The sequence below is a fragment of the Thiosocius teredinicola genome (assembly GCF_002009425.1).
Taxonomy (GTDB): domain Bacteria; phylum Pseudomonadota; class Gammaproteobacteria; order Chromatiales; family Chromatiaceae; genus Thiosocius; species Thiosocius teredinicola.
Window position 1 is genome coordinate 898,746 of the sequence record NZ_CP019936.1, and the last position, 16,045, is coordinate 914,790.

The window sequence follows — 16,045 nt, forward strand, 5'->3', positions numbered from 1 at the left end:
GTTCGGGGATATTGTTATTCAGTATCAGGTCGAATTGCCCGAAACCAAGCGCTGATGCAGGCGCGGCCGTGTTCGCGGTCGACGCTATCCCGGAGTGAAACGTGACTGATAGTAACGAGCGGAAAACCGAATGGGAACAACGCTATGACGGCGGCCGAACCGGCTGGGACCGCGGCGAGCCCAGCCCGATGTTGGACCAATGGCTGGCCGCCGGCAAGGTGCCCGAGGGCAAGGTGCTGGTGCCCGGCTGCGGACATGGCCACGAGGTGGCTGAACTGATTCACGCGGGTCGGCAGGTAACCGCGGTCGATATCGCAACGCAGCCGGTGATCCGGCTGATGGCGCAGTTGGCTGAACGCGACCTGCATGCCGACGTGATCCAGACCGATCTGCTGCACTGGCAGCCGGCCGAACCGTTCGACGCGGTGTACGAACAGACCTGCCTGTGCGCCCTCGATCCCGGCCATTGGCAGGCATACGCACAACGCCTCGCCGACTGGCTGGTGCCCGGCGGCAAGCTGCTCGCGTTGTTCATGCAAACCGGGCGCGAGGGCGGGCCGCCGTTCGATTGCCCGGTTGCGGACATGCGCGCCCTGTTCGATGACGCGCGCTGGCAATGGCCGGACGAACCGCCGCAACAGGTGCCACACCCCAACGGCCTGATCGAACTGGCCTATGAGATCACCCGCCGCTGAGGTGTCGCATTGCCCGTGCCGCGCGCGCGGCTTTGTGGCAGCATGCACGCTTTTGCGAGCCGGCTGGTCATGGCTTTACTGACACTGCGCAACCTGCAACTGAGCTACGGCGATCCGCCGCTGATCGACGGCATCGATCTGTCGATCGAACCCGGCGAGCGGGTGTGCCTGCTCGGGCGCAACGGCGAGGGCAAGTCGACCCTGCTCAAACTGATCGCCGGCGAACTGCAGGCCGACGACGGCGAGCGCCTGGTCAAACAGGGCGTGCGCATCACCCGGTTGACGCAGGAGGTGCCCGAGCAGACTCAGGGATCGGTGTTCGAGGTGGTTGCCGACGGCGTCGGCGAGACCGGAGCACTGATCAAGCAGTATCACGCCGCCAGCCTGGCACTGGCCGACGATGCCGGCGAAGCCGCACTGGCGCGCCTGGAACGCATTCAACACCAGCTCGAAGCCGCCGACGGCTGGCGCATGGAACAGCAGGTCGAGAGCGTGATATCGCGCATGCAGCTCAACGCCGATGACCGCTTCGAGGCGCTGTCCGGCGGAATGAAGCGCCGTGTGTTGCTGGCTCGGGCGCTGGCCGGCGATCCGCAATTGCTGTTGCTCGACGAGCCGACCAACCACCTTGATGTCGAGTCGATCGGCTGGCTCGAAGAGTTTCTGCTGAGCTGGCCGGGAACGCTGGTGTTCATCACCCACGACCGCAGTTTTCTGCAACGCCTCGCGACGCGCATCGTTGAGCTCGATCGCGGTCGCGTTGCCGATTTTCCCGGCGACTACGCCAACTACCTGCGTAGACGCGACGAGATGGACAACGCCGAGGCGCAGGCACGGGCGCGCTTCGACAAGCGCCTGGCGCAAGAGGAGGTGTGGGTGCGCCAGGGCATCAAGGCGCGGCGCACACGCAACGAAGGCCGGGTGCGTCGCCTGCAGGCGATGCGCCAGGAATACGGTGAGCGACGCAGCCGTCAGGGCACCGCCAAGCTGGCGATGAACGCCGCCGAGCGCTCGGGCAAGCTGGTGTGTGAAGCGGTCGACGTGAGCTATGCATGGGACGACAAGCCGATCATTCGTAATTTTTCGACCACCATCATGCGTGGCGACCGCATCGGCATCATTGGGCCGAACGGCTGCGGCAAGTCGACCCTGCTGAACCTGCTGCTCGGCAAGCTCAAGCCCGATACCGGACGAATCGAACTCGGCACCAAGATCGACGTTGCGTACTTCGATCAGCTGCGCGATCAACTCGATCTCGATAAGACGGTTATCGATAACGTGGACGGCGGCAGCGACAAGGTCGAGATCAACGGCAAGGAAAAGCACGTGATCAGCTACCTGCAGGATTTTCTGTTTCCTGCTCAGCGCTGCCGCCAGCCGACGCGCGCCCTGTCCGGTGGAGAGCGCAACCGCCTGCTGCTGGCAAAGCTGTTTACCAGGCCGGCCAACGTGCTGGTGCTGGACGAGCCGACCAACGACCTGGACTTGGAAACGCTCGAACTGCTCGAAGAACTGCTGATGGAGTTCGAAGGCACCTTGCTGCTGGTCAGCCACGACCGCGCGTTTCTCGACAACGTCGTGACCAGCACGCTGGTGTTTGAAGGCGACGGTGTGGTGATCCCCTATGTGGGGGGTTATCAGGATTGGCTGCGGCAACGCAAAACGCCGTCCGACAGATCGAAGGCGTCGACGCCCGACAAAGCGCCCGACAAGCAACCAAGTTCAAGTGCAGCGCTGGCGCCTGCCAAACCAAAGAAGCTCAGCTATAAGGACCAACGCGAGCTGGACATGCTACCGGGCCAAATCGAGTCGCTCGAAGCTGAGATAGACGGTATTCAGGCCGCGTTGGGCAACCCCGATATCTACCGCGAGTCACCGGACAAGGTGACCGAGTACAACGACCGGCTGCAACAGTTGGAAGGCGAGCTGGCGCAGGCCTACGAGCGTTGGGAGGCGCTTGACGGATGAATCAAACCGCAGGCTACAGGGCGTCCAGCGGACTTTCGACGCCCAATCCGCCCTTCTTCAGCACGTGCGTGTAGATCATGGTCGTCGCCAGGTCGGCGTGCCCGAGCAGTTCCTGTATCACGCGGATATCTTTGCCGCTCTGTAGCAGATGCGTCGCGAAAGAATGGCGCAGCGTGTGACTGGTGACGCGTTTGTCGATACCGGCCCTGCGCGCTGCTTCGCGAATAGCTTTCTGCAGCGTCGACTCGTGGATATGGTGGCGGCGTGTTTCACCGCTTGCGTAATCGACCGACAGACGCATCGCCGGAAACACGTACTGCCACGCCAAGGCATGTACGGCGTTGCCGTACTTGCGCGCCAGGGCAGGTGGCAGATAGGCGGCGCCAAAGCCCGACGCGAGATCGCCATCATGCATCAGCTTGATGTCAGCCAGGTGTTCATGCAACTGAGGGACGAGTTTCATCGGTAGCGGCACAACGCGATCCTTGTCGCCCTTACCGCGCCTGACGGTGATCTGCTTGTAGCCAAAATCAATATCCTGAACGCGCAGGCGAACACATTCCATCACCCGCATGCCGGTACCGTACATCAGTGAGGCCATCAAAAGGGTACGACCATCGAGCTGCTGCAGCAGTATCCTCACCTCATCTTGCGTGAGCACGACCGGGATCTTCCGTTTCGCCGCGGCACGGGAAAACGAACCGCCGAATTCGAGATCCTTGCCGAGCACTTCGCGAAACAGAAACACCAAGGCATTCATCGCAATGTGTTGCGTGGCAGCCGCTACACGACGATGAACGGCGAGGTGTTCGAGAAAACGTGTGATGTCGCGCGTTTCGACGCGCTCGACAGGCGGCCAGTCGAGAAAGGCAAAGAAACGGGCAAGCCAGTGTTCGTAGGTCTGTTCAGTTCGCTCAGCCATGTGGCGCACGCGTAGCGTTGTCACGAAGGCCGCATGATGATCCGCCAAGTGTTTGCGCAGTCTGGTGACCAACACGTTGTGCGTCGGCGCTGCCAATTCGCCGGGACGAGCATCGCGTGACAATGTCACGTGATCAGCCGCCAGCGTTCTGGCATAGACCTTCCACGCCAACCAATCGAAGGACGCAGCCCAGTCAGGCGAAACTAGTCCGCAAAAGAGCAACCGCAGCGCATCGACGATCTGGCGAAACTGCCACTCTTTAAGGTAGGTATCCCGTCCCCGTTCAGTCAGATACCGATTCACCTGCGCGGGTAAATGATCGGCAAGTTTCAGGCCTCTGTGTGCATTGATGTAACGCTCAATATGTTTTCGGTAGTATGGACGCACATCCACCGAAACCCGCGATCTTTCAAGGACAGAGAAATAGTTATGCCAGAACAGCTCAATCGCACGCGACGTCGTGTCGCCTTGACTCGAAGACATAGCAGGCCCTCCATGGCCGAAAGCAGCAAACTGCCAAATTTATCCGTATCGACGGAATATTGGCGGGATTATACAGTGCTGCCAAATGCAGTTCACGGTGAAACTGTCTAATTAACTGTTAGAGCTCGAAAGAGAAGAATGGAATCGGCTCTTAAAATCGTTCCGTCAATCGCCGTCGCAGGTGTGAATATTTGGCTCATTGTGTTCGCAGGTTATTCATTAGCCGGGGAAGGCGCCGGAGCCGCTCAAGCTGATTTCGAGCTGGCAAGTTATCTTTCCAAGCTGGGTTTGCCGGTATTCTTAATGTCTGTGGTGGTACTGGTGGGTACGTGTTTGTCGAAAGCGCCAAGTTTGGGCTGGTGGCGAATATTCTGGGGCATAAACGCTTTGGTGCCCGTGCTCTTAGCCGTCGCCCTTTTCACTGTGTCCTAATATGTCAAAAGAATGTGCGTAGAAAGCTCTAACAAGTCGTTCAAGCCGTTCGCTATGCTCACTCGGACGTTTGGTACTCCGCAGGCGCTTGCGCATGGCTACGCCATGTTTGCGCAGCGCCAGCTCCGCACCAAACGCCGCTTAACTGGGCGTTAGGCGAAACAAGGAGGAAAAAATGTCGATAAAAAGGGATCTGAACGAGCACCGAGAATGCCTTAGGCTATTCGGCATTGAGCTAAAGAAAGAAATAACTAGCAATCTTGCGTTTTGGGAAAAACGCAATCCCGAGGCAGCGAAACAACGTGCGGCGGCGTTTTCTCTTGTATTGTCGGCTATGCGAGATGCCGCAGAGTCAGCCAATGTCCCCCTCCAAGATATCGGCATTGAAGATTTCACGCTGAGGGTAAATAGAAGGCAGGCTTTAAGGAATGTGAGAAATGAAGAGCACTTTGTTCGCGTCGGTAGCATTCCCAGCAGCGGAGATCTCTTGCGGGCTACTAGAAGGTTGGTTCCCGCAGTCAGTGGCGCCTAACAAGGCGTTCAAGCCGCTCGCTATGCTCGCTCGGACGCTTTGCACTCCGCACCTGCTGCGCATGCCTTCGGCATTGTTGCGCAGCGGGCGCTCCGCGCAAAGCGCCGCTTAACTGGGCGTTAGGCCAACGGGAGAAATGAGATGAAAGCGCTGCGATTGAAGGTGAACGGGAGAGAGGTCGCTACTGCTGGAAGCTCTGATGCAGTGATGCTGATGCTGCGATGCACGTACTCTGTAGGCGGTGGCCGGGGCTACTACACGCTGTCTGCTACGTCCCGTTCGAAAGAGCTTGGTAAATTCGAAGAACTGATATGGGCTGATGATGTTGCTGGCGAACTCTCAGCGCTTGATCTGGCCGTGGTCGATACGGAAGCTCCGGATGCTTGGAGAAATACACAGGTCTCCCCTCACAGCTGGAAACAACAGAAACAAGCCTCGCCATATTGCTCTTTCTGCGGCAAAACGGAGGGAGAGGCTAAACGTCTTCTTCGTGGTCCCGGTGTCCACATATGCGAGGCTTGCGCAAAACTTGCGTTTGAAACGATGGAGTCCGAAGGTGCCTACGCAAACGTCTAGGCCTAACAAGTCGTTCAAGCCGCTCGCTATGCTCGCTCGGACGCTTTGCACTCCGCACCCGCTGCGCATGCCTTCGGCATCGTTGCGCAGCGGGCGCTCCGCGCAAAGCGCCGCTTAACTGGGCGTTAGATGCGCGTAAAAGAAAATGGGTGCTGGGCAGCTTGTGCAAGTAAATTGGCTGCTGTGTAGCGAGAGGGTTACGTGGTCCGGCAGTAGCGGCTAAAGTGAGCCATCGAGGTCGCTTTCTTTGGTGGTCACCGATTACTCGCGGTACGTGGTGGCAGCGTAAGCGGATATATCGTGGCCCGTAATTAGCGAGCGCTTGCGAGTGTTGAGATAGGGAGGTTTTGTCGCTGTGCCAGTAGGAACGTTTGTGCAAATCATTGCACATCGCCATTTGTGTTTCGTGCCGTCGCCAAGTTGCGGCGGCAACCGTCTAGCACGCAGCGTATCGGCTATTTTTTCATCAAAGCTGGTGCGTTTGGCAATTCATCTAACAAGTCGGTCAAGCCGTTCGCTGCGCTCACTCGGACATTCGGCACTCCGCACTTGCTCGGGCTTGGCTTCGCCATTTTCGCCCGAGCAAGCGCTCCATGCCGAATGCCGCTTACCATGGCGTTAGATGCGCACAAAAGAAAATGAATGCTGGCAATCCCGTGCCAGCAAATAGGCTGCTGTGGGGCATAAGGTTTCGTGGTCCCGAAGTAGCGGCTAACGTGAGCTATCAAGGCCGCTTCCTTTGTGGGGCAGCGATTTTTCGCGGTACGTGGTTGCGGTGTATCCTTATATCTCGTGGTCCATAATTAGCGAGCAATTGCGGTTTTTGAGATAAGGAGGTTATTTCATGGCGCCAATAGGAAAGGCAGCGGCAAACATTGAGCATGGTGATTTCAGTGCCGTGCGATTCGCCGAGCCAACGGGCGTCTGCCCGATCCAGCGCAGAATGCTCTTTTTTGCCTCCGAGTTAACGCATTTCGAAAAGCATCTAACAAGTCGTTCAAGCCGTTCGCTACGCTCACTCGGACATTCAGCACTCCGCACCTGCTTGGGCATGCCTTCGGCATTTTACCCAAGCAAGCGCTCCGTGCTGAATGCCGCTTAACTGGGCGTTATGCAAAAAGTAGCACGTAGCATTAATGCAGGTTTTTGAGACGTTCGACAATCGGGAACTGGCCGTAGCCGTTTGGCTATTGATTTTCGCCGTCTGGGGGATGGCTAACGAAAGCGTTCGTGGCGCGCTAAAGACGGTATTCAAGGCCGCGGCAGCTAAGTCTATAGTGGTTGTAGCCTTTTCTGTATGTGTCTATACGCTGTTTGTTGTCCTGCTGCTGAAAAGCCTGGAGATTTGGAATTTTTCTCAACTGAAGCCCACAATTGTTTGGTTAGTGGCTTCGGCCTTAGTGACCATATCCACCGCGCATAAGATTCAAAATGAGGAGCATTATTTCTCAAAGGCGGCAAAATCTAATCTCAAGCTATCGGTTGTTATCGATTTCCTCGTCAACCTTCATGTCTTTCCTTTTTTGGCTGAGTTCTTACTCGTTCCTTTTGGCGTTCTATTTGGTGGCGTTGTCGCATACACCGAGCACAAGCCCGAGTATGCGTCGGCGCATAAGCTAGCAAATATTGTTCTGGCGGCTATAGGTACATTTGCGGCAATCTATGCACTCTGGCAAATATCAGCCAATTTCTCTGAATTCGCCACTGTGGAAACCTTGAGGAGTTTCGCTATACCAATTCTATTGTCGCTTTTCTTCCTGCCGTTCATCTTTGCGTTGGTGGTCTACATGGCGTACGAGGTGGCATTCATTCGTTTACGGTTCGTTGTAACTAATCGCTCTCTTCATCTCTGTGGTAAGGCTGCGCTCATTCGCTACGCACGCCTTGATCTCAAAGCCTTGAAAGGGTGGCGCCAAACTGCATGGAAAGAGAATTTTCAAACCTGTTCAGATGTGCGATCTTCAGTACAACGAATAATTGAAGAGCAAAAACATGCATAACAAGTCGTTCAAGCCGCTCGCTACGCTCGCTCGGACACCTAGCACTCCGCACCTGCTTGCGCATGCCTTCGGCATTATTGCGCAGCAGGCGCTCCGCGCTAGGTGCCGCTTAACCTGGCGTTAGGTTTCCATCATGTCAGATCACTCCGTTCGTTTTATGGCAGCCGCAGATTCCGGGGTACATTCTCAATCTTGGAAGGCATGGGTTCGCGGGAATGATTGCTATTTAGGCACTCGTCGAATTTCACATGAGTACAAAGCGAGTTTTCACGAATCTGGGCAGTGTCATATCGGCTTATCGAAAGAAATACGTAGAACGCTGATCGATGATAGCAATTGGTCGGGGAAAAGCCGGCTTTTTAGTAGATGGGCCGTCGAAACCGCACTTCGAGAAGGTGAGCAGGTCAAGCTATTCGAAATACTTTTCCCGTACTCACATCTTGATGCCTGGGAAACACCTAGTACGGGTAATGAGTTGTTACTTAGCTGTGAACCGGGGCAAATCGCCTCCATTGCTTTTTACCGGGCTAATATTGCACTAGGGGCTACCGTTGAGTCGGAAGATCAATCTGTTGCAGAGGTGGCTAGGCTTCCCTTGGCAAATGGTCACTCAATTGTGGTGTTGTACCGTTGGTTTGAAGAAAGCGAAGAACATCTGCATTTCTTTCGGCAAACGGCACTTTCATTCAGGGCGCCCGGTGAGCCTGGAACAGGTGAAGGCAGAACGTATGCAACGGGGAAAATGGACCAAAAAAATCCACGTAGTAGAGTGATGCTGAGTTTTCAGAACGATGGAGGCAGGTATTGGGTAGAGCTGTCGAACCGAAGGCTTTGGCAGCAGCAAACCTAACAAGGCGTTCAAGCCGCTCGCTATGCTCGCTCGGACGCTTTGCACTCCGCACCTGCTGCGCATGCCTTCGGCATCGTTGCGCAGCAGGCGCTCCGCGCAAAGCGCCGCTTAACTGGGCGTTAGGTGCAGAAGAAGATTGTGTTTCTAGCAGTCGTGGCAGTTGAGGAAACTACGGCACTCTCGGTCGAGCGCAGCGGCGGAATTTCTGGTGCAGTGCTAGTCTTCATCGAAGCGCGCCGCTCGATAGCGGAATGAGATCGGTGCCGTATTCAAATGGGGGTTCGCGAAGCCATGTTCGCGGTACGCAAGTAAATCATGGAGTGAAGGTCGGTGCGAGGAAACGCCAGAAACAGGCAGTGTGCAAACTTGGAAGGGGTGCCATTTGATGAGTGCAGAGGCCATTTCATCGCCCATGGCAACGTACTCCGTTGCGCACCTAACAAATCGTTCAAGCCGCTCGCTATGCTCGCTCGGACGCCCAGTACTCCGCGCCGTGTTGCGCATGGCTTCGCCATTGTTGCGCAAACGGCGCTCCGCACTGGCCGCCGCTTAACTGGGCGTTATGTTCGAAAAGAGCATGGATAGCTATTTCAAAGAACCATACATTGCAGGCATTGCTGTAGCGCTGGCAATATTCGTTGTAGTTGCAGAGGGAGTGTCGCCGAGCATTTTCACTGTCTGGAATCTCGTGCCAGTGATGGTGGCCTATTTCGCATTCAAGGGTGCTTCCACTTCTGGATCAAGAAAAATATTGCTAGGTGCAATAGGTTATGCGTTTACCGGCCTGGCGCTTTTGCTTTATGTCCACGTGGCATGGCTATTCGATATTGATGGCGCGAAAACAGGTTCATCAACCAGCGGCCTTGTCTTCTTGTTCTTTCCCCTCTGGTCACTCATTCTCGGAGCGGTTGGCTACTTCGTTGGGTATGCTATCGGAGGTGCTTTAGATGAAAGCGCTGGAAAAACATAACAAGGCGTTCAAGGCGCTCGCTATGCTCGCTGGGACGTCCAGTACTCCGCACCTTATTGCACATGGCTTCGCCATTGTTGCGCAAACGGCGCTACGCACTGGCCGCCCCTTAACACGGCGTTAGGGCAAAAGGATCAAGATGGATTTTGAGAATCAGCGAAAGCTCGATGAATTGTTCGATCGGTTAACCTCAAGCCGGCCTCCGACTGGCGAAGAGGAGTCAACGAGCAAAACGATTCAAAACCTTGAAGCGTATATAGATGAGAACGAGCGCCTCCTTGAAGATATTAAACGCATGGAGCTCGGGCCAAGCCGGGAGGAAATGGAAGAAAATTTAGCTGCCTGGGATATTGAGGCTAAGGAAATATTGGAGCGGGAGATAAAAGATCCAAAAATTTTAGCTGCGGCCTTAGATAATTCTCGTTACAAAGCTGAGGTGCTAGCAATGTACGATGAACCTCTTATAGCAAGCGTTCCGTCGAAACACGAAGCTGAGCCGACCGATCACGAACGAAAACGCGAAACAATTGAGCGGTTGTCTTATCGGAGTGGTGTCTCTCGATTATCACCGTTTGTTAAGTGGGCAATCATTGCGCTCGTGGTGGCTGTGGTTGTTTTAGCACTGATTGGCAAATGATGGGTGGTGGCCCTAACAAGGCGTTCAAGGCGCTCGCTATGCTCGCTGGGACGTTCAACACTCCGCACCAGCTTGGGCATGGCTTCGCCATTTTGCCCAAGCCGGCGCTCCGCGTTGAACGCCCCTTAACACGGCGTTAGCGCAAAAAAACAATGGAGCTTTCAAAATCAAAAGTGGATGGTGAGCGGGAAACTCCTGGTCGAATACTGAAGGTCGATCATGCCGGAGAGTTCGGCGCAGTGAACATCTACCGCGCGCAGATTTTTGTTGGCACTCTCTATGGTGCTTCTCACTTGCCGGTGCTGCGTGAGTTTCTAGAGCACGAAAAAAGGCACCTGGCTGTCTTTGGAGGCGAGTTAAAGCGGCGTGGTATTAGGAGATGCAAGAGCTACTATTTGTGCGGTGTAGGTGGGTACTGCTTGGGGCTAGTGTCAGCGATATTTGGTCGTTCATCTGTAATGGCTTGTACTGCGGCCGTAGAAACAGTTGTGCTTAGACATCTTGAAGATCAATTGCAGGCATTGTCAGCGTTAGGTGATATCGAGGCGTATCAGGCGGTATCGCAAATCATCCAAGATGAGCAAGCGCACCAAGAAGCCGGTAGGGCGGAACGAGTGGAATGCCTTTTTTACAAGCCATTTGTCGCTGTCGTAGAGGCAGCAACAGAAGCGGTGATTTGGTTGGGCATGCGGTTGTGAGCGCTAACAAGGCGTTCAAGCCGCTCGCTATGCTCGCTCGGACGCCCAGCACTCCGCACCTTATTGCGCGTGGCTTCGCCATGTTCGCGCAAACGGTGCTCCATGCTGAGCGCCGCTTAACTGGGCGTTATGTTTCGAAATGTCCGATAAGCTGAGCGAATTCGAAGCAGAGTTGAAGGCCGCGGATGTGGCGCATTCCTGCTACCACGACTGCATTCATGTCGAGCTGCCAAATGATTTTGGCATCCTAGAACTTAAGCTATGGCCCGATGAGGATGATTCAATCCAACTCATCGATGGCGATTTTCATACACATTCTGAAATCTTAGCGGTCGAGCTGGGCGTGCCTCGCGCTGCTGCGTTTGCCTTGTTTGCGAAGAAAATCTTCGAATCTGAACTCTTGCTCATTGAGGAGGTATCGCACGAGGGCGCCAAACGGCGCACAATCGAAAACGATCTTCAAGAGTATCTAAAGTATTTGCCTACGGGCGCTTCTTATCGGGTGAGAAATGAAACATAACAAGGCGGTCAAGCCGTTCGCTATGCTCACTCGGACGTTTGGTACTCCGCCGGCGCTTGCGCATGGCTTCGCCATATTTGCGCAGCGCCCGCTCCGTACCAAACGCCGCTTACCTGGGCGTTAGGCATCAAAACGTCGTGAATCGAAATAATCTGTCAGTTCTAAAAGCTGTATCGGTTCTTTACGCCGTCGCAACCTTTTCGTTGCTTTTGTTGGCGAACACGGTATTCGACAGCCATCCAAATTTCTTCGCCATAGCTTCGTTGGTTTGGGTGATCCTCTCGATTGGGGTTCTGGTGGCTTGTATCAAAATCATCTACGGCCGAAATTTCATCGCAGATCACAAAATGGCTTACGTAGCTTTCTTGGTTGTGAGTTTCTTCTTGGCACTCCTTTGGTTTGCATTCTTGGTATTCTCGTTTGCTCTACTTCCGAGAAAGCTTGGGGAAGAAGCAAATGCCTAACAAGGCGGTCAAGCCGTTCGCTATGCTCACTCGGACGTTTGGTACTCCGCACCGTGTTGCGCATGGCTACGCCATTGTTGCGCAAACGGCGCTGCGCACCAAACGCCGCTTACCTGGGCGTTAGATGCGCGCAAAAGAAATGAGAGCTGGCAAGTCCGTGCCAGTAAATGGGCTGCTGTGTAGCGAGAGGGTTTCGTGGTCCCGCAGTAGCGGCTAAAGTGAGTTATCAATGCCGCTTTCTTCGTGGGTCAGCGATTGTTCGCGGTACGTGGTTGCGGTGTATCTTGATAACCCGCGGCCCATAATTAGCGAGCGCTTGCGAGTTTCGAGATAGGGAGGTTGTTTCGCTGTGCAATTAGAAACGTCAGTGTCATTCGTCGAGCAAGGTCGTTTCACAGCCGTGCCCAATGCCGATGATGCGCGCATTTATCGTGCACCGAGCAAAGCCCTCTTTTCGGCCTCCGAGTTAACGCATTTCCAAAAGCATCTAACAAGTCGGTCAAGCCGCTCGCTACGCTCACTCGGACATTCGGCACTCCGCACTTGCTCGGGTATGCCTTCGGCATTGTTTCCCGAGCAAGCGCTCCATGCCGAATGCCGCTTACCTGGGCGTTATGTGTAGAAAGAGAAACTCGATCATGGAAGATTTCTTCAGAAAGTATTCGGCAGCATTTGACGCTTTCGATGCGGAAGCAATCGCAAGTTTGTACCGTCTGCCGTGTTCGATTGCGGATATTGATGGCGTGCAAGTGTTCTCCGAGAAAACACAGCTGATTAAGAAACTCGATGCTAGTTGCAATACTATGCGTGGCTTCGGTTACAAGCGCTCAGAGTTTCGCATGAGAGCCCATGAAAAACTTGGCGAAGATGGCGTGGCGGCAAATATTGATTGGCGTATCATCACGACTGGGGAAGATATCGATTTCCGAACACTCTATGTACTGCACCGAGTTGATGGCGCTTGGCGAATATTCAACGTCAACGTGTATCAATAGGTGTTTAGAAAAGGTCTAGGGTGGGGTTCAGTATTAACTTCGCAGTCCGATGATTGTGCGTGAGAGGCGGTGCTTAGGAGTCCTAATGGAAGCAGCACATAACAAGTCGTTCAAGCCGCTCGCTATGCTCGCTCGGACGCTTTGCACTCCGCACCTGCTGCGCATGCCTTCGGCATTGTTTCGCAGCAGGCGCTCCGCGCAAAGCGCCGCTTAACTGGGCGTTAGGGGAAAATAGGCATGCGATCCTTTCTAGTGCTGCTGATTGCTTTCTGCCTTTTTGGGTGCGATTCCTTGAATCGCGATCAACTGCTGGTGCGATCGGGTATTAAGGCCGAGGAAGCCAAATCACTGGAAGTATCAGTAGCCGAGGTTGTGACGGCATTTGCAGAGAAAAAAGGGCTCATAAACAAAAAAGCGGAGTCTCAAGTGCAAGGTACGCTCTTGTACTATCAGAGCAGTGATGAGTACTTCCCAATAACTCTCGGCGCACGAACGGTGGCAGATGGTGTCGTGGTCGATTTGTTGCATTTTCATCCTGGCAGCGGTGAAACCGAAGCCTATTCACAGATGAAGCGGGAATTGTCAGAAACCGTGATTGGTCGATTTGGCGCCGCCGTAACCGTAATGGAAGATGGGCAGCATTATGCTATCGAGCAAAAAAGCCCCTAACAATTCGTTCAAGCCGTTCGCTTCGCTCACTCGGACGTCCCGTACTCCGCGCCTTTTTGCGCATGGCTTCGCCATTATTGCGCAAACGGCTCTCCGCACGGGCCGCCGCTTAACTTGGCGTTAGGCATAAGAACAATCATGAACTTGAAAAAGATCAGCTATGAAGAGCTCAACTCACGCGCGAAAGAGATCTACAATTTTCAAAAGGTCTCGGCGGTGCTGGCCGACTATGGATTTGCCACAATGTGGCTCAACAACGATTGGGAAGGGGCGGATTTCATAGCGGTTCATGTCGATGGCGTCACGCATCTGAAGGTTCAGCTGAAGGGGCGCCTGTCATTCGCCAAAAAATACCGCGGTAAAAACATCCACATCTGTTTCCGCGAGAATGGGGAAACTTATCTGTACCCCCACGATGAGGTTCTAGGCGAAGTTGAGAGTAGGATTTCTGATCAAACCTGGGTCGTAGAGGGAAAATGGAGTTCCAACAAACTATCCAAGGCAAACCAGTTGCTGCTAGAGCCATATCGGCTCTAAGGGTCAAACCAATGCCTAACAAGGCGTTCAAGCCGCTCGCTATGCTCGCTCGGACGCTTTGCACTCCGCACCTGCTGCGCATGCCTTCGGCATTGTTGCGCAGCAGGCGCTCCGCGCAAAACGCCGCTTAACTGGGCGTTAGATGATAAAGAACCGCGTTTACATAATCTTTGAAGTGATCATTGGATTCTTTCCCATACTGATGTTTTTGGTATGGGGTTCCATTGTGTGGCCGGGAACCGTCGCGATGGTGATTGGGGGAACTGCCGGAATGTTCGAAACGGCGGTAGCGCTCGGTGTGCCTCTGGGAGTGCTAGGTGCTGTTGGCGTTCTTATACTGACGGTTGAGGTTTCGTACGAAGATGGCGAACCATATCGTTACCCAAGAACTACGCTACTGTTCGTATCATTCGGTATAGCAGCCGCAGTTTTGGCGGGTTCAACTCTATTCTTCGATGGCGGCTGGTATTCGTTGGTCGTTGTCGTGCCGCTGATGATCACGGCTCAATTGCTATGGCTAGGGAGAAAGAAGCTGTGGAGCAGCATCTAACAAGTCGTTCAAGCCGCTCGCTATGCTCGCTCGGACATTCAGCACTCCGCACTTGCTCGGGTATGGCTTCGCCATTATTCCCCGAGCAAGCGCTCCATGCTGAATGCCGCTTAACCTAGCGTTAGGTGCAGAAGAAAAATGTGTTTCTATCAATCGCGGCAGTTGTTGGAACTACGGTGCTCTCAGTTGAGCGCGGCGGCGAAACTTCTGGTGCAGTGCTAGTCTTGATCGCAGCACGCCGCTCGATAGCGGAATGAGATCGGTGCAGTATTCAAATGGGGGTTCGCGAAGCCGTATTCGCGGTACGCAAGTTGCTCTTGGAGTGAAGGTCAGTGCGAGGAAACGCAATAAACAGGCAGTGTGCAATCTTGGTAGGGGTGCCATTTGATGAGTGCAAAGGCCATTTCATCGCCCATGGTAACGTACGCCGTTGCGCACCTAACAAGTCGTTCAAGCCGTTCGCTACGCTCACTCGGACGCCCAGCACTCCGCGCCGTGTTGCGCATGGCTTCGCCATTATTGCGCAAACGGCGCTCCGCACTGGCCGCCGCTTAACTGGGCGTTATATGCCATGAAGACTGCAGTTATCTCGATCTTACTCGTACTTTGCTGGCACTCAGTACTAGCGGCTGAAAACATGGAAGCTCATGCGAAGGGTGCCGTTGAGCTAGGCTGGCAGTATTTCGCGCAGGGAGATTCGGAAACTGCGCTGAAGCGTTTCAATCAAGCCCGAATATTGAAGCCCGATTTTGCGCCGTCTTACTTCGGTACGGCGTACGTATTGAGTACTGAAAAAAGGCTGGAAGAAGCTATTGAGTACTATCGTAAAACCATCGAATTGGCGCCATCGTTTCCCTACGCGCACAGCAATCTAGGGCTTGCGTTGCTCTATTCAGGTAAGAATGAAGAGGCACTTGTGTCACTACAAAAAGCTCTGCAGCTCGCACCCGATGATGGTGATGTGAACGTTAATATTGCGGTCTGGTACTTTGAAAATCAGAGGTACGCGGAGGCATGGCGGTATGTCAAAACGGCACGGGGTGCTGGAGCGAATATCAAGCCCGCGTTCATTGATGAGTTGTCGGAGAAGATGGCGGAGCCTGAATAATGGCATATAACAAGGCGGTCAAGTCGTTCGCCTTCGGCTCACTCGGACATTCAGCACTCCGCACTTGCTCGGGCATGGCTTCGCCATTTTTGCCCGAGCAAGTGCTCCATGCTGAATGCCGCTTACCTTGGCGTTATATGCAGTAAATACGGGGCAGTAGTAAGCCACGAATCTAATTCATTTCGTGCAGCCCATAGCCGCTGTGCGCGCCAAAGCGCCGCTACAGCCTGCAGCATCTGGCTAAGGGGTGCGCCGCTAATGGCGGTAGAGGTTCCCGGGGCTTTTCCTCCGGGGCTCGTCGGGCCAAAATCGAGGCGGTAGGTACATAACAAAACCAGGAGCAGGGAGGCAGGTAATGGTTCGAGCACTCGTCCAACCAGGTGCAGAACATCTTGGGGTGCCAGGCCTTGGCATCACCCAATCCTTCTCTTGCAGTGAT

The 16,045-nt window shown here is 54.4% G+C and carries 18 protein-coding genes; 17 read left to right on the forward strand and 1 reads right to left on the reverse strand.

The genetic code is table 11. From position 1 onward, the window contains the following. Window positions 1-101: 101 nt before the first annotated feature. On the forward strand, window positions 102-695 hold the full coding sequence (locus B1781_RS04180) for a methyltransferase domain-containing protein (protein WP_078118455.1): 594 nt from the start codon (window positions 102-104) through the stop codon (window positions 693-695). Window positions 696-764: 69 nt separating this feature from the next. Next, entirely contained in the window at window positions 765-2,663 is a 1,899-nt protein-coding gene (locus tag B1781_RS04185; RefSeq protein WP_078118456.1) for an ATP-binding cassette domain-containing protein, read from the forward strand. Between the two features lie 13 nt (window positions 2,664-2,676). Here B1781_RS04185 and B1781_RS04190 read toward each other — a convergent pair whose 3' ends face one another. Then, window positions 2,677-4,068: an integron integrase gene (locus B1781_RS04190; RefSeq protein ID WP_078118457.1), complete on the reverse strand. Its 1,392-nt coding sequence runs from the start codon at window positions 4,066-4,068 to the stop codon at window positions 2,677-2,679. A gap of 138 nt (window positions 4,069-4,206) precedes the next feature. Here B1781_RS04190 and B1781_RS04195 point away from each other — a divergent pair, with 138 nt between their 5' ends. The 15 genes from B1781_RS04195 (at window position 4,207) to B1781_RS04255 (ending at window position 15,606) form a co-directional block, all read left to right on the forward strand. Then, the gene (locus B1781_RS04195) at window positions 4,207-4,500 is read left to right on the forward strand and encodes a hypothetical protein (RefSeq protein ID WP_078118458.1); all 294 of its coding nucleotides are present in this window, start codon (window positions 4,207-4,209) and stop codon (window positions 4,498-4,500) included. Between the two features lie 175 nt (window positions 4,501-4,675). After that, window positions 4,676-5,032, forward strand: a complete 357-nt coding sequence (locus B1781_RS22730) for a hypothetical protein (RefSeq protein WP_125931864.1) — start codon at window positions 4,676-4,678, stop codon at window positions 5,030-5,032. 141 nt (window positions 5,033-5,173) lie between these two features. Beyond that, window positions 5,174-5,608, forward strand: a complete 435-nt coding sequence (locus tag B1781_RS04200; protein ID WP_125931865.1) for a ClpX C4-type zinc finger protein — start codon at window positions 5,174-5,176, stop codon at window positions 5,606-5,608. Between the two features lie 1,136 nt (window positions 5,609-6,744). Further along, window positions 6,745-7,608 (forward strand): hypothetical protein, encoded by an 864-nt coding sequence (locus B1781_RS04205; protein ID WP_078118459.1) that lies wholly within the window; start codon window positions 6,745-6,747, stop codon window positions 7,606-7,608. A gap of 133 nt (window positions 7,609-7,741) precedes the next feature. Beyond that, window positions 7,742-8,458, forward strand: a complete 717-nt coding sequence (locus B1781_RS22735; protein WP_125931866.1) for a hypothetical protein — start codon at window positions 7,742-7,744, stop codon at window positions 8,456-8,458. A 577-nt stretch (window positions 8,459-9,035) separates the two neighbouring features. Further along, on the forward strand, window positions 9,036-9,428 hold the full coding sequence (locus tag B1781_RS04210) for a hypothetical protein (protein ID WP_125931867.1): 393 nt from the start codon (window positions 9,036-9,038) through the stop codon (window positions 9,426-9,428). A 139-nt stretch (window positions 9,429-9,567) separates the two neighbouring features. Continuing rightward, on the forward strand, window positions 9,568-10,065 hold the full coding sequence (locus B1781_RS04215) for a hypothetical protein (protein WP_078118461.1): 498 nt from the start codon (window positions 9,568-9,570) through the stop codon (window positions 10,063-10,065). 152 nt (window positions 10,066-10,217) lie between these two features. Next, complete coding sequence (locus B1781_RS04220; RefSeq protein ID WP_078118462.1) at window positions 10,218-10,763, forward strand: demethoxyubiquinone hydroxylase family protein; 546 nt, start codon at window positions 10,218-10,220, stop codon at window positions 10,761-10,763. Between the two features lie 139 nt (window positions 10,764-10,902). After that, window positions 10,903-11,283 carry a hypothetical protein gene (locus B1781_RS04225; RefSeq protein WP_078118463.1) on the forward strand — a complete coding sequence of 127 codons (381 nt, stop codon included), beginning with the start codon at window positions 10,903-10,905 and terminating at the stop codon, window positions 11,281-11,283. Between the two features lie 62 nt (window positions 11,284-11,345). Further along, complete coding sequence (locus B1781_RS22740) at window positions 11,346-11,747, forward strand: hypothetical protein (RefSeq protein ID WP_125931868.1); 402 nt, start codon at window positions 11,346-11,348, stop codon at window positions 11,745-11,747. 638 nt (window positions 11,748-12,385) lie between these two features. Continuing rightward, window positions 12,386-12,742: a nuclear transport factor 2 family protein gene (locus tag B1781_RS04235; protein WP_125931869.1), complete on the forward strand. Its 357-nt coding sequence runs from the start codon at window positions 12,386-12,388 to the stop codon at window positions 12,740-12,742. 237 nt (window positions 12,743-12,979) lie between these two features. Continuing rightward, window positions 12,980-13,411 carry a hypothetical protein gene (locus tag B1781_RS04240; RefSeq protein ID WP_078118466.1) on the forward strand — a complete coding sequence of 144 codons (432 nt, stop codon included), beginning with the start codon at window positions 12,980-12,982 and terminating at the stop codon, window positions 13,409-13,411. A gap of 138 nt (window positions 13,412-13,549) precedes the next feature. Next, window positions 13,550-13,948 carry a hypothetical protein gene (locus B1781_RS04245; RefSeq protein ID WP_078121926.1) on the forward strand — a complete coding sequence of 133 codons (399 nt, stop codon included), beginning with the start codon at window positions 13,550-13,552 and terminating at the stop codon, window positions 13,946-13,948. 142 nt (window positions 13,949-14,090) lie between these two features. Next, a complete protein-coding gene (locus tag B1781_RS04250; RefSeq protein ID WP_078118467.1) occupies window positions 14,091-14,498 on the forward strand; it encodes a hypothetical protein in 408 nt (135 codons plus the stop codon). A gap of 571 nt (window positions 14,499-15,069) precedes the next feature. Next, the gene (locus B1781_RS04255) at window positions 15,070-15,606 is read left to right on the forward strand and encodes a tetratricopeptide repeat protein (RefSeq protein WP_078118468.1); all 537 of its coding nucleotides are present in this window, start codon (window positions 15,070-15,072) and stop codon (window positions 15,604-15,606) included. Window positions 15,607-16,045: the final 439 nt, after the last annotated feature.

Excerpts from the sequence above, each read along its gene's own strand:
- B1781_RS04185 (WP_078118456.1), top strand. The coding sequence starts at position 765 with ATGGCTTTACTGACACTGCGCAACCTGCAACTGAGCTACGGCGATCCG.
- B1781_RS04190 (WP_078118457.1), bottom strand. The coding sequence starts at position 4,068 with ATGTCTTCGAGTCAAGGCGACACGACGTCGCGTGCGATTGAGCTGTTC.
- B1781_RS04195 (WP_078118458.1), top strand. The coding sequence starts at position 4,207 with ATGGAATCGGCTCTTAAAATCGTTCCGTCAATCGCCGTCGCAGGTGTG.
- B1781_RS22730 (WP_125931864.1), top strand. The coding sequence starts at position 4,676 with ATGTCGATAAAAAGGGATCTGAACGAGCACCGAGAATGCCTTAGGCTA.
- B1781_RS04200 (WP_125931865.1), top strand. The coding sequence starts at position 5,174 with ATGAAAGCGCTGCGATTGAAGGTGAACGGGAGAGAGGTCGCTACTGCT.
- B1781_RS04205 (WP_078118459.1), top strand. The coding sequence starts at position 6,745 with ATGCAGGTTTTTGAGACGTTCGACAATCGGGAACTGGCCGTAGCCGTT.
- B1781_RS22735 (WP_125931866.1), top strand. The coding sequence starts at position 7,742 with ATGTCAGATCACTCCGTTCGTTTTATGGCAGCCGCAGATTCCGGGGTA.
- B1781_RS04210 (WP_125931867.1), top strand. The coding sequence starts at position 9,036 with ATGGATAGCTATTTCAAAGAACCATACATTGCAGGCATTGCTGTAGCG.
- B1781_RS04215 (WP_078118461.1), top strand. The coding sequence starts at position 9,568 with ATGGATTTTGAGAATCAGCGAAAGCTCGATGAATTGTTCGATCGGTTA.
- B1781_RS04220 (WP_078118462.1), top strand. The coding sequence starts at position 10,218 with ATGGAGCTTTCAAAATCAAAAGTGGATGGTGAGCGGGAAACTCCTGGT.
- B1781_RS04225 (WP_078118463.1), top strand. The coding sequence starts at position 10,903 with ATGTCCGATAAGCTGAGCGAATTCGAAGCAGAGTTGAAGGCCGCGGAT.
- B1781_RS22740 (WP_125931868.1), top strand. The coding sequence starts at position 11,346 with ATGGCTTCGCCATATTTGCGCAGCGCCCGCTCCGTACCAAACGCCGCT.
- B1781_RS04235 (WP_125931869.1), top strand. The coding sequence starts at position 12,386 with ATGGAAGATTTCTTCAGAAAGTATTCGGCAGCATTTGACGCTTTCGAT.
- B1781_RS04240 (WP_078118466.1), top strand. The coding sequence starts at position 12,980 with ATGCGATCCTTTCTAGTGCTGCTGATTGCTTTCTGCCTTTTTGGGTGC.
- B1781_RS04245 (WP_078121926.1), top strand. The coding sequence starts at position 13,550 with ATGAACTTGAAAAAGATCAGCTATGAAGAGCTCAACTCACGCGCGAAA.
- B1781_RS04250 (WP_078118467.1), top strand. The coding sequence starts at position 14,091 with ATGATAAAGAACCGCGTTTACATAATCTTTGAAGTGATCATTGGATTC.
- B1781_RS04255 (WP_078118468.1), top strand. The coding sequence starts at position 15,070 with ATGAAGACTGCAGTTATCTCGATCTTACTCGTACTTTGCTGGCACTCA.